The organism is Bacillus sp. WP8 (genome assembly GCF_000800825.1).
Taxonomy (GTDB): Bacteria; Bacillota; Bacilli; order Bacillales; family Bacillaceae; genus Bacillus; species Bacillus safensis.
On the sequence record NZ_CP010075.1, the window covers coordinates 3330627 to 3343150 of the forward strand.

Below are 12524 nucleotides of genomic sequence, written 5' to 3' on the forward strand. Positions count from 1 at the left end.
TTTATAAGGAAAACTGCGGCAAACGAGAGACGATCCCGCCTGCCACAATCATTTATTTATTCCAGTCTGCTAAAAATTGCTCAATGCCTGCATCCGTTAATGGGTGTTTCGTCAGCTGCTTGATGACTTTCAGCGGCATTGTGCCGATATGAGCACCTCTAAGCGCAGCTTCTGTCACATGCTGCGGGTGACGAATGGATGCAGCAATGATTTGTGTATCTAATCCATGAACATCAAAAATAGTTTTCACTTCGCTGATGAGATCAAGACCATTTTGGCCAATGTCATCTAAGCGGCCAAGGAATGGAGAAACATACGTCGCACCAGCTCTAGCTGCAAGAAGTGCCTGGTTTGCACTAAAAATCAATGTGACGTTTGTTTTAATTCCAAGGTCCGTTAATGCTTTAACAGCTTTAAGGCCATCTGTAGTCATTGGAATTTTGACCGTGATATTTGGTGCGATAGCAGCAAGCTCTTTTCCTTCTTCAATCATTTCCTCTGCTTTTAAGGAAATCACTTCTGCACTGACAGAGCCTGATACCACGTCAGTGATTTCGCGAAGGCGGTCGTGGAATGATACGTTCTTTTCTTTCGCTACTAAACTAGGGTTTGTTGTGACGCCTGCTAAAATGCCAAGCTCGTGCGCCTCTTTGATGTCTTCAATATTTGCTGTATCTACGAAAAATAACATAACTGTGCCACTCTCCTATCAATAAATTGTCTGAAATGTAAATTTGATTGCGCTTTCTCGAGATATGGAGAAAACCGCCTGTGACTCAGGCGGCTTTCGGTTCTCATCAAATTATGCTTGGTTAGAAGAACCAAATTCGCGCATTTTGCCGATAACAGTCGCTTTAATTGCGTCACGAGCTGGTCCAAGATATTTACGTGGATCATACTCTTCTGTTTTTGCAGCAAGTGTTTCGCGTACTGCTTTCGCAGAAGCAATTTGGTTTTCAGTGTTTACATTGATTTTTGCTGTACCAAGTGAAATTGCACGCTTGATGTCAGCAGTTGGGATACCTGTTCCGCCGTGAAGAACAAGTGGAAGACCAGTCGTTTTACCGATTTCTTCCATTTCAGCGAAACCAAGGTTTGGTTCACCTTTGTATGGACCATGTACTGAACCTAATGCAGGTGCAAGGCAGTCAATACCAGTGCGTTCTACAAGCTCTTGGCACTCTTTTGGATCAGCATAAATAACGCCCTCAGCGATGACGTCATCTTCTTGCCCACCAACAGTTCCAAGTTCAGCTTCAACAGACACACCATGGAAATGTGCAAGTTCAACAACTTTCGCAGTTGTTTCCACATTCTCATCAAATGGGTGGTGAGAAGCATCGATCATGACAGAAGTAAATCCTGCATGAATCGCTTTTGCACAAGATTCAAAGCTTGAACCGTGATCTAAATGAATCGCAACAGGAACTGTTACATTATATTCTTCGATTAACGCTTTAACCATTGCGACAACTGTTTTGAAGCCGCCCATGTAGCGTCCTGCTCCTTCAGATACTCCTAAGATAACAGGAGATTTCTCTTCTTCAGCAGCTTGTAAAATCGCTTGCGTGAATTCTAAGTTATTTAAGTTAAACTGTCCAACAGCGTAACCTTTTTCCTTTGCGTCTTTCAACATTTCTGTCATTGAAACTAAAGGCATGATGAAAAATCCTCCCTATGTAGCTAATTTGCTTGCTAAAAAAAGCTCTCCACCCTAGCATGACCAGAATTTCTCGCCATATGTAAACTTTCAAAGTCAGATCGCTTTCTTCTTCCTTTATAGGATACCAATTATTCGACAAATCGGCAACAGAATGACTCGATTCAATCATTTCCATCTAGCCATTTGTTTCAAGCGGCAAGTATTCTTTGACAGCATCTCGGATTTCATCAATATCAAACGGCTTAGCGAAGTGCGTCAATGCACCTAGTTCTTTGGATTCTTGGATCATATCTAATTCGCCATAGGCTGTCATAATGATGACACGGATATCTTCATCAATTAATTTCATCCGTTTTAAAATTTCGATACCATCCATCCCGGGGATTTTCATATCAAGCAGGACAAGGTTCGGTCTATGATTTTTCACAATATCTAATGCTTGTAGTCCATTGGCAGCTTGGAAGGTTTGATAGCCTTCTTTATGAAACACTTCATTCAATAATATTCTAATACCGTACTGATCATCGACAATTAAAATTTTCTCATTCATCTGTTACACCCCATTGCTTTCATTTTTCGCCATAAAAAGAGCTGTTGTTAAATAATTCTGTTTGATTTTCACATTTCCTTTAATTATAATAGTTTACTTTACGACATTTTCTGAGCATTTTTCCTAATATTCTCTTTATATTCTATTATAAAATGATCTGACCGAAGGAGGAAATGAGTCTTGTTAAAAATTTTTACGACCCAGTTATCAGGTATTTTTTCACGTATTGGAGAAAAGCAGGCTGAAGCGATTGAGGACGGTGCACGCCTTCTTGCACAGGCTGTTGTCAGTGGACATGCCGTTTATTTTCACGGAAAGAATGAACTGGCTGCTGTCGCCCTAGAGGCATCTGAAAGCAATGAGCCGTTTCCCGGTGCGAAAGTGCTGCCGCTCGATCAAAAGGAGCGCAGCTTACTTCAACCTAGTGACAGGGTGCTGCTATTTTATTCAGACCCAGAAGATCAGGAAATTCAATCTCTTGTTAAAGAGCTGCACGAACAAGGTACACCCGTTGTTGGTGTAGGGCCGGCACAAAAGGAGCCGTCCACGATTGAAGAGCATTGTGATGTCCACATTGATTTTCAGCTCAAGAAACCGCTTGTGCCCGCTGAAGATGGGACAAGGTTTGGTTTTCCTGCTTTAATGACCTGCTTATACGTCTACCACGCCCTATCGTTTACTGTGAAGGAGATCGTGGAGGAATATGAATAAAAAAACTGCCGAGAAGTGATATTCTCGGCAGTTTTTTGTTTTATTTTGATTCAGATGCTTGTAGTGAAGCACCAACGAAATCTCTAAATAATGGCTGTGGTCTTGTCGGTCTTGAAACGAATTCTGGGTGGAACTGAGAAGCAAGGAACCAAGGGTGATCCTTCAGCTCGATAATTTCAACAAGACGTCCGTCTGGGCTTGTACCAGAGAAGACGAAGCCTGCTGCTTCCATTTGCTGTCTGTATTCGTTATTAAATTCGTAACGATGACGGTGGCGTTCGTAGACCACTTCGTCATTGTATGCAGCAAATGCTTTTGAGTCTTCATTTAATTTACAAGGATATAGACCAAGACGAAGTGTTCCGCCTAGATCATCTACATCCTTCTGTTCTGGAAGAAGGTCAATGATTGGGAATGCTGTTTCAGGATCAATTTCCGCTGAATGAGCTCCTTCAAGGCCTAATACGTTTCTCGCGTATTCGATAGATGCCACTTGCATTCCTAAGCAGATTCCGAAGAATGGCACTTTGTTTTCACGGGCAAATTGTGTAGCAATGATTTTCCCTTCTACTCCGCGGTCTCCGAAGCCTCCAGGAACAATAATGCCGTCAACATCTTGTACGAAATCAGCGATATTCTCTGCTGTCACTTCTTCTGCATTGATCCATTTAATTTGAACATCTGCATCAAACGCATAACCAGCATGACGAAGTGATTCAACAACAGAAATATAAGCATCTTGCAGCTCAACATATTTCCCTACAAGTCCAATTGTGACTTGTTTTGAAAGGTTTTGCACTTTATCAACAAGTGCTGTCCACTCTGTCATGTCCGCATCTTGGCAGTCAAGTTTCATATGTTCACATACTAGCTTGTCCAGCCCTTGTTTTTGTAAATCAAGCGGAATGGAGTAAAGCGTGTCTGCATCCTGACATTCGATAACAGCTTTTGTATCAATATCACAAAACAGTGCAATTTTGTCCTTCATATCTTGTGCCAATGGCATTTCCGTTCTGACCACGATGACATTTGGCTGAATACCAAGACTGCGAAGTTCTTTTACACTATGCTGTGTTGGTTTTGTTTTCAATTCACCCGCTGCACGGATGTAAGGAACGAGGGTACAATGAATGTACATCACGTTTTCGCGGCCGATGTCACTCTTCATTTGACGAATGGCTTCAAGGAATGGAAGGGATTCGATATCTCCTACTGTTCCGCCGATTTCTGTAATAACCACATCTGCACCCGTTTCTTTTCCGGCACGGTACACGCGGTCTTTGATTTCATTTGTAATGTGGGGAATGACCTGTACTGTTCCACCTAAGTAGTCACCGCGGCGCTCTTTCTTCAGAACAGTAGAGTAGATTTTACCAGTTGTGACGTTGCTGTACTTATTTAAGTTAATATCAATGAAACGCTCGTAGTGACCTAAGTCAAGGTCTGTTTCAGCACCATCATCTGTGACAAAAACCTCACCGTGCTGGTATGGACTCATTGTCCCTGGGTCTACGTTGATGTATGGATCGAATTTTTGAATGGTGACATCCATCCCTCTATTTTTCAGAAGGCGGCCTAACGATGCAGCCGTGATTCCTTTTCCAAGTGAGGAAACAACTCCTCCTGTTACAAAAATATACTTTGTCATTTCGTATGCTCCTCTCTTTTTTACCCTTGCATGTCTACGCATGCACAGCTTCATCCTTTTTAGAGTGTATCCCTAAATCTCTTGAAAAATAAGAAAGCTCCCTTTCAAATAAATGAAAGGGAGCGTAAATGAACGTATCTTTACGTACTCTTTTTTAGAGAGCCCAAAATACATACTACATAGTTCGCTCACGAAAGTCAAGACGGTTTTGTCCTGTTTTGAGGACGGGTTTGAGAGGGTTATTTCTCTTCCTCATCATCGTCTAAATCGTCTTCATCAATCTCCGTTAAGCCGTCATCATCTTCATCATCATCTTCGTCGAAGTCTTCAATATCTTCATCAATTTCTTCATCATCGTCTAGGTCGAGATCATCGTCGTCTTCAACAAGATCAAGGTCTTCTTCAAGCTCGTCGATTTCTTCTTCCTCTTCGATCTCATCGAAGTCGTCTTCAACGACAGCTGCTTTTGTTTTTTTCTTTTTCGCTTTTGTTTTCACAGCTGGCTGAACTTCTTCTTCGATTTGATCAACTGGATACCAGCTGCGAAGCCCCCATCTCTGATCACCTAACGAAATAAAGCGGCCATCTATATTTAAGTCTGTATAAAATTGAGCAAGTCGATCATCAAGATCGGATTTTTGTATTCCTTGCAAACGGACAATTTCATCTATTAACTCGGAAAACGTAATGGGTGTTTTGCTGTCTCTGAAAATTTCATAAGCAAGTTCAACTAAAGACATTTGTTTGAGCTGTTCCTGTGAGTATTCTTTCAAACTCAAGGTCAGACACTCCCTTTCTATTACATGTATGTATCCATTTATCAGTGAAATAATAAGTATTTATACCTTATTCTTACGACAAACCATACCTCTCATTATAAACAAATTAGGGGAGTTTATGCCACCTTTATTGTTGTTAATTTTTGATTTTTATCACGAGTAGCGCCAAGAGGTCCATCATCTGTATGAATATGGACCGGTTCTTGTATACAGCATACTTTTTGTCTTTCAGTTGATCACGTCTATTTTAAAACTGGATATTCTGAATGGATGAGAGAACGAGAAAAATCGTGAATAACATTCCCGCTGACATGAGTACGATTAGTTTTCTGCGGCTGTTGTTTTTTTCTTCCTTCTTTTTTGTAGACTTTGTAAGCTCTGCGGAAACCATAATCCAGATAACCATTGTGACGATTGCTGTAATGCCCATAAATGTTGAGTTCAATATCACACCCCCATATTATTCCTATTTTTAACATAATACCACATGCTTATGGATTATGATTGGAAATTACATTACATACTAACTGCATGGCCCACCAAAACAGACCACCTCACATTCAGGTGGTCTTTGCTTGTTTTCTACATATCTAGCAGTTTCCTTGAGATGACCAGACGCTGGATTTCCTGTGTTCCTTCATATATTTGAGTGATTTTCGCATCACGCATGTATCGTTCGACTGGGTAATCCTTTGTGTAGCCGTACCCGCCGAAGATTTGAACCGCTTCTGTCGTCACCTTCATCGCTGTATCACCGGCAAAGAGCTTGGACATGGCTGATTCCTTTCCATACGGGAGGCCTTTCGTTTCAAGCCATGCCGCTTGGTAAGTAAGCAGCCTTGATGCTTCAATCGCTGTGGCCATATCAGCCAGCTTAAAGGCGATCCCTTGCTGCTGAATAATCGGTTTGCCAAATTGTTTACGCTCCTTGGCATAATCAACCGCCGCATCAAGAGCGCCTTGAGCAATCCCAACTGCCTGTGCAGCAATGCCGTTTCTGCCGCCATCGAGCGTCATCATGGCTATTTTGAATCCTTCTCCTTCTTGACCGAGCCGGTTTCTTTCATGAATCCGGCAATCTTCAAATCGAATTTCAGTTGTTGGGGATGAGCGTATGCCCAGTTTGCTTTCCTTTTTGCCAACGGAAAAACCAGGTGTCTCTTTTTCTACAATAAAAGCAGTTGTATTTCGGGATGAAGCTCCTTGGTCTGTTACGGCAAACACAATATAATAATCTGCAATGCCTCCATTTGTAATAAAGATTTTCGCCCCGTTCAGAACATATTCACTGCCTGCCTTGACAGCCGTTGTCTTCATTCCGCCAGCATCTGAGCCTGAACCACTCTCTGTGAGCGCATATGCTCCTATCTTCTGCCCTTCTGCAAGCGGCTTTAAATAGGTCTCTTTTTGTTCATCTGTTCCGAATGTATAGATTGGCCATGAAGCAAGAGATGTATGGGCGGACAGGGTGACGCCTGTAGAGGCGCATACTCTTGAAAGCTCCTCAACTGCTATGACGTAGGCTAAATAGTCACTGCCGATTCCGCCCACGTCTTCCGGCCAAGGGATACCCGTTAAACCAAGCTCTGCCATTTTGCGAAAAATAGATGGATCATATGTCTCTGTTTCGTCTCGCTTTGCTGCTGTTGGCTCCACTTCATTTTTCGCAAAGTCTCTCACCATTTTTTGAATCATTTCATGTTCGTCACTTAATTGGAACTGCATCGTGAGCCACCTCGTTTCATATTAGCTGTTTACAGATGACCAGCCTTTGTATTTCACTTGTTCCTTCATAGATTTCACAAATTTTCGCATCACGAAAGTAACGTTCTGCTTGATAGCGATTCGTATAACCATCCATGCCTAGCAAATGGATCACTTCTGTACTGATCTCCACCGCCGTTTTTGACGCAAATAGCTTTGCCATTGATGCTTCCTTTGTGACGGGACGATTGGCCTCTTTGAAAGAAGCCGCTTGATAGACGAGTAATTTAGCTGCCTCAAGCTTCGCCGCCAAATCGCCCAGTCGAATGGTCGTTTCAAGACCTGCTGGATGTCGCTTTAAATAGCTGACTGCCTCGGTTAAAGCAGCTTCTGCAATGCCAAGGCTTTGAGCCGCAATTCCGATTCTCCCTGCATTTAAGCTAGACATGGCAATTTGAAAGCCTTCTCCTTCTGCACCCAGCAGCTGATCTTTTGGAATCCGCACGCCATCAAAATGAAGCGTGACTGTTTTTGAACCGTGCAGTCCCATCTTTTTCTCATCTTTTCCAATCGTAAATCCCGGCGTATCTTTCTCTACAATGAACGCCGATATATTTTTTCTCGCAGAAGCCGGATCGGTCACCGCAAAGACAAGATATAACTCTGCTTCTCCGCCGCTTGTGATAAAGATTTTCGTCCCATTTAATACATAATCGCTGCCCATCCGCTCTGCTCTTAACTGAATACTGGAGGCATCTGATCCAGCCTTTGGTTCAGTCAGACAAAAGGCGCCCAGCTTCTCTCCTGATGCAAGCAGCGGGACATAGGATTCTTTTTGTTCCTTCGTTCCAAAAGTCAAAATAGGCATCGTCACAACAGATGTATGAACGGACACAATGACACCGATGGTCGCACTCACTTTCGATAATTCATGGATTGCGATGATATACGTTGTAAAATCTGCTCCTAAGCCTTGATACGAAGCTGGTATTGGAATCCCTAGATAGCCTTGCCTTCCCATTTCACTTAAAAGGGTTTTTGGAAACCGGCCTTGTTCCATGGCTTCTACTTCAGGGAATACACGCTGGCGTGCAAATTCTGCTGTCTGTTCTCTCCAGAGACGCTGTTTATCCGTAAGCATAACATCCATCTTGACTCCCCCTATGAGTGGTCGTGGTATGTGTAAAAACCTCTCTTTGTCTTTTTGCCAAGCCAGCCTGCATTCACGTATTTTTTCAAAAGAGGACAAGGGCGATATTTGCTGTCTCCAAGTCCTTCGTGAAGGGTATTCATAATAAATAAACATGTATCCAATCCGATGAAATCAGCTAGACGAAGCGGCCCCATTGGGTGATTCATCCCTAGTGTCATCACGCCATCAATGCTTTCTGCATCTGCCACGCCTTCATATAGGGTGTAAATGGCTTCATTGATCATTGGCATCAATATGCGATTTGAGACGAACCCTGGGAAGTCTTCCACTTCAATTGGGGTTTTGTTTAATGTCTTCGCTGTTTCATAAACAAATTGATATGTGTCATCACTCGTTTGCAGCGCGCGAATGACTTCAACGAGTTTCATGACAGGAACGGGATTCATAAAATGCATGCCAATCACTTTCTCCGGTCTGCTCGTCACAGCTGCTAATTCTGTGATCGACAAGGAAGACGTATTTGTCGCAAATATGGCCTCCGCCTCTGCAAATTGATCAAGTGTTTCAAAGATTTGTTTTTTGACACTCATTTGTTCAGAAGCAGCTTCAATCACTAAATGAGCCTGCTGAACGTCTTTTAAATCTGTGGATACGGCAAGTCGCTGCGTGATATCTCGGACTGCCTGATGTGCCAGCTTTCCTTTTTCTGCCCGCTTCGTCAGTTGTTTGGTCATGGAGGAAATCGCTCGATGAATCTGCTTTTCTGATGCATCATGGAGCAGGACTGTATAGCCTGACTGTGCAAACACTTGGGCAATGCCTGATCCCATTTGACCGGCTCCAACGACCAGAACGGTCTCTTCTATGCTCATCAAAAAACGCCTCCCTTTTCATCTACCTTTATCATGATCGCATCTCCTTGACCGCCTCCACTGCAAATCGCTGCAATGCCAATGCCACCGCCTCTTTGTCTTAATGCATGAATCAATGTCAATATGATACGTGTTCCGCTTGCCCCAATCGGATGACCGAGTGCGACAGCCCCTCCGTTGATATTCATTTTCCGCCGGTCGATCCCGGTCATTTTTTCACATGCCAGAGCCACAGCTGAAAAGGCCTCATTGATTTCAACCAAATCGATATCCTCTAGGCGCTTTCCTGTTTTCTTTAAAAGCTTCTCGATGGCAAGGGCTGGTGTTTTCGGGAAATCCTTCGCCTCTACAGCAACCTGAGTATGACCGAGAACGACTGCCATAGGCTTTACACCATGCCGTGCAGCATACGTGTCTTTCATTAGAAGAAGTGCACTTGCACCATCATTGACACCTGGTGCATTTCCAGCGGTGATGGTACCTGTCTGATCAAAAACAGGCATGAGCTTTGACAGCCGTTCATATGACGTATCACGCCGCGGAGATTCATCTTCTGTGATCAGCCGTTTTCCCGTTTTTGTTTTGACAGTGACGGGGGTGATTTCATGTTGAAAAAAGCCACTTTTTTGCGCTTCGATGGCCCGTTCATGACTTCTGAGTGCCCACAGATCCTGCTCTTCCCGCGTGATGCCCAGCTCCTTTGCAGCCATACTTCCATACTCACCCATATGAACGCCTGTAAACGAACAGGTTAAGCCATCTAAAATCATCGCATCTTGTACTGCACCATCTCCCATTTTGTAGCCCCATCGCGCTTTTTTTAGCAGATAAGGAGCGTGAGACATGGATTCCATACCGCCCGCCGCGATGACCTCAGCATCACCGGCTCGAATGATTTGATCTGCCGTGCTCACACTGCGCATGCCTGATGCACAGACTTTATTGATGGTTTGTGTTGGAACATACCAAGGAAGATCAGCATATCTTGCTGCTTGCCTTGAAGGAATCTGCCCTTGCCCTCCTTGTAAAACACTTCCCATAATGACCTCATCTATTTCATGAGAACCCGAAACTCTTTCCAGTGCAGCCTTGATCGCTATACCGCCTAGTTCTGCGGCAGTCAAACCACTGAGAGCACCGCCTAGTTTTCCAAATGGTGTTCTTGCTCCAGATACAATGACCGTCGTACTCATGTATGTCCCTCCTAATTGTTACCGCTTACATATCATCTAGGCAGCTGATGTAACAGCGCCATGGATAAGCCGATGAACATCCTATTCATCGGCCTGTCATCTTTACGACACCTGTTTTCCAGGCTCGCCAAACACTGATTTTTCAAGAAGTTCGGCGACATCAAATGTGCCTACCTGCTCCTCTACTTCCTTCGCCTTCGTCCCATCTCCCAGCATCGTTAAGCAATAAGGACACCCTGAGCTGATGATGGACGGCTGGACCTGTAGCGCCTGCTCCGTTCGTGCAGTGTTAATCCGGGTACCCGTCTCCTCTTCCATCCACATTAAGCCCCCGCCTGCACCGCAGCACATACCAGTTTCACGGTTGCGTTCCATTTCTTTCAGCGTCACACCTGGAATGGCTTTTAAAATGTCTCTTGGCGGGTCGTACACTTCGTTATATCTGCCTAAGTAGCATGAGTCGTGGAAGGTAATTACCTCGTTCACTTCATGTACAGGCGTTATTTTCCCTTCTTTCACTAACTCTGCCAATAATTCTGTATGATGGTACACTTCTGCCTCAAGTCCAAAGTCTGGATATTCATTTTTAAATAAGTTGTAGGCGTGTGGATCAATCGTGACGATCTTTGTGACGCCGTTTTTCTGAAATTCTTCAATATTTTTTGCAGCAAGCTCTTGGAATAAAAATTCGTTTCCGAGTCTTCTTGGTGTATCGCCTGAGTTTTTCTCTTTATTGCCTAGGATCGCAAAGGATACCCCCGCTTCATTGAGGAGTTTTGCAAAGGCAAGTGCAATCTTTTGGCTTCGATTGTCATATGCCCCCATTGAACCAACCCAGAATAAATAATCAAAGGTTTGCTCTGCTTTTTTCAGCTCTTTCACTGTCGGCACATGCACATCTTCTCTCAGTTCACGCCAATTTTCTCTTTCTTTCCGGTTCAATCCCCACGGGTTTCCTTGGCGCTCAATGCTTGTCATGGCACGCTGTGCATCTGCGTCCATTTTTCCTTCGGTCAGCACAAGATATCTGCGCATATCAATAATCTTGTCGACATGTTCATTCATGACAGGGCATTGGTCTTCACAGTTTCGGCATGTCGTACATGCCCAGATCTCTTCTTCTGTAATGACCTCTCCAATAAGAGAAGGATGGTATATAGAGCTGGCAGCCGACTCTTCCGCACCTGCTCCTCTCGCCTGCAGTGCCAACTGGTTTCCTGTTGTCTGCTTGAAGGCAAGCTGCGGGACCCAAGGTGTTTTCGATGTAATGGCGGCCCCTTTATTGGTTAAATGATCTCTTAACCTTAAAATCAAATCCATTGGAGACAGCATCTTTCCTGTCCCTGTTGCCGGGCACATATTCGTGCAGCGCCCGCATTCCACACAGGCGTAAAGATCAATCAGCTGAGACTGACGGAAGTCTTCAATTTTTCCCACACCGAAGGTCTCTTGTGTCTCATCTTCAAAATCGATTTTTTGCAGCTTGCCTGGCGGGTCTAATCTGCTGACAAATACGTTGACAGGCCCTGCAATCAAATGGGCGTGCTTTGACTGAGGAACATATACTAAAAATGTCAGCAAAATGAGCAGATGCATCCACCATGCGGCATAAAAAACAATCGCAGCCGCAAGAGGTGAAATTCCTCCCAGCAAGAAAGCAATACCAGAAGCGATTGGCTCAGTTGGTGATAGAGAGTGTCCATGCCAGATGATGTTCATGCCGTTCCCTAGTAAAACTGTCAGCATTAATCCGCCAATAAATAAAAGCACTAGACCCGATTTAAAACCTCGTTTTAAACGGACAAGTTTTTCCACATATCTTCTATGGAAAGCCCATACAACGGCCACTAAAATGAGAAGTGTGACCACCTCTTGGAAAAACGTAAAGACGCCGTATACCGGACCTAAAGGAAGCCCGCTGTCTGGAATAAGCCCCTTCAAAATAAAATCAAGGGCTCCGAACTGTACAAGGATAAATCCGTAGAAAAACAGCACATGAATGATGCCGCTCTTCTTGTCCTTTAACAGCTTCTTTTGCCCAAATACATTGACCCAAACACGCTCTAAGCGTTTCTTCATGTCTTGTTGAAACTCTTCTTTTTTACCAAGACGAATATACGCCGCTCGTGTTCGAATGAGATAAACAAACAAATACACAGCGTAAGCGGTCACCGCCGCAAATGCGATCAAGTTGATGATTAAAAGGCTATTCATCTTGCTCCCCCTTTCATTCCCCAAAACCCACTTTGTT

The 12524-nt window shown here is 43.9% G+C and carries 12 protein-coding genes; 1 reads left to right on the forward strand and 11 read right to left on the reverse strand.

What is annotated here, in order from left to right; all coding sequences use genetic code 11:
• Nucleotides 1–52: 52 nt before the first annotated feature.
• The 3 genes from fsa to QR42_RS16845 all read right to left on the reverse strand — a co-directional run bounded on the left by fsa (nucleotide 53) and on the right by QR42_RS16845 (nucleotide 2213).
• Entirely contained in the window at nucleotides 53–691 is a 639-nt protein-coding gene (gene fsa, locus QR42_RS16835) for a fructose-6-phosphate aldolase (protein ID WP_039182147.1), read from the reverse strand.
• A gap of 111 nt (nucleotides 692–802) precedes the next feature.
• Nucleotides 803–1660, reverse strand: a complete 858-nt coding sequence (locus QR42_RS16840) for a class II fructose-bisphosphate aldolase (RefSeq protein WP_024423748.1) — start codon at nucleotides 1658–1660, stop codon at nucleotides 803–805.
• Between the two features lie 178 nt (nucleotides 1661–1838).
• Complete coding sequence (locus QR42_RS16845; protein WP_003214681.1) at nucleotides 1839–2213, reverse strand: response regulator; 375 nt, start codon at nucleotides 2211–2213, stop codon at nucleotides 1839–1841.
• Nucleotides 2214–2393: 180 nt separating this feature from the next.
• On the opposite strand from QR42_RS16845, the gene QR42_RS16850 reads away from it, so the two are divergent.
• Nucleotides 2394–2924: a DUF2529 domain-containing protein gene (locus tag QR42_RS16850; RefSeq protein WP_039182149.1), complete on the forward strand. Its 531-nt coding sequence runs from the start codon at nucleotides 2394–2396 to the stop codon at nucleotides 2922–2924.
• Nucleotides 2925–2964: 40 nt separating this feature from the next.
• On the opposite strand, the gene pyrG is transcribed toward QR42_RS16850, so the two are convergent.
• From pyrG to QR42_RS16890, 8 genes are all read right to left on the reverse strand, one after another.
• Nucleotides 2965–4572: a glutamine hydrolyzing CTP synthase gene (gene pyrG / locus QR42_RS16855; protein ID WP_039182151.1), complete on the reverse strand. Its 1608-nt coding sequence runs from the start codon at nucleotides 4570–4572 to the stop codon at nucleotides 2965–2967.
• A gap of 239 nt (nucleotides 4573–4811) precedes the next feature.
• Nucleotides 4812–5351 carry a DNA-directed RNA polymerase subunit delta gene (gene rpoE, locus QR42_RS16860; RefSeq protein WP_039182153.1) on the reverse strand — a complete coding sequence of 180 codons (540 nt, stop codon included), beginning with the start codon at nucleotides 5349–5351 and terminating at the stop codon, nucleotides 4812–4814.
• A 247-nt stretch (nucleotides 5352–5598) separates the two neighbouring features.
• On the reverse strand, nucleotides 5599–5796 hold the full coding sequence (locus QR42_RS16865) for a hypothetical protein (RefSeq protein ID WP_082700883.1): 198 nt from the start codon (nucleotides 5794–5796) through the stop codon (nucleotides 5599–5601).
• 137 nt (nucleotides 5797–5933) lie between these two features.
• A complete protein-coding gene (locus QR42_RS16870; protein WP_039182155.1) occupies nucleotides 5934–7076 on the reverse strand; it encodes an acyl-CoA dehydrogenase in 1143 nt (380 codons plus the stop codon).
• A 16-nt stretch (nucleotides 7077–7092) separates the two neighbouring features.
• A complete protein-coding gene (locus QR42_RS16875; RefSeq protein WP_039182157.1) occupies nucleotides 7093–8205 on the reverse strand; it encodes an acyl-CoA dehydrogenase family protein in 1113 nt (370 codons plus the stop codon).
• Nucleotides 8206–8216: 11 nt separating this feature from the next.
• Nucleotides 8217–9080 carry a 3-hydroxybutyryl-CoA dehydrogenase gene (locus tag QR42_RS16880; RefSeq protein ID WP_039182159.1) on the reverse strand — a complete coding sequence of 288 codons (864 nt, stop codon included), beginning with the start codon at nucleotides 9078–9080 and terminating at the stop codon, nucleotides 8217–8219.
• Complete coding sequence (locus tag QR42_RS16885) at nucleotides 9080–10273, reverse strand: acetyl-CoA C-acetyltransferase (RefSeq protein ID WP_039182161.1); 1194 nt, start codon at nucleotides 10271–10273, stop codon at nucleotides 9080–9082. The genes QR42_RS16880 and QR42_RS16885 overlap by 1 nt, the downstream gene beginning before the upstream one ends.
• Before the next feature lie 102 nt (nucleotides 10274–10375).
• Complete coding sequence (locus QR42_RS16890; protein ID WP_039182162.1) at nucleotides 10376–12487, reverse strand: heterodisulfide reductase-related iron-sulfur binding cluster; 2112 nt, start codon at nucleotides 12485–12487, stop codon at nucleotides 10376–10378.
• Nucleotides 12488–12524 lie beyond the last annotated feature (37 nt).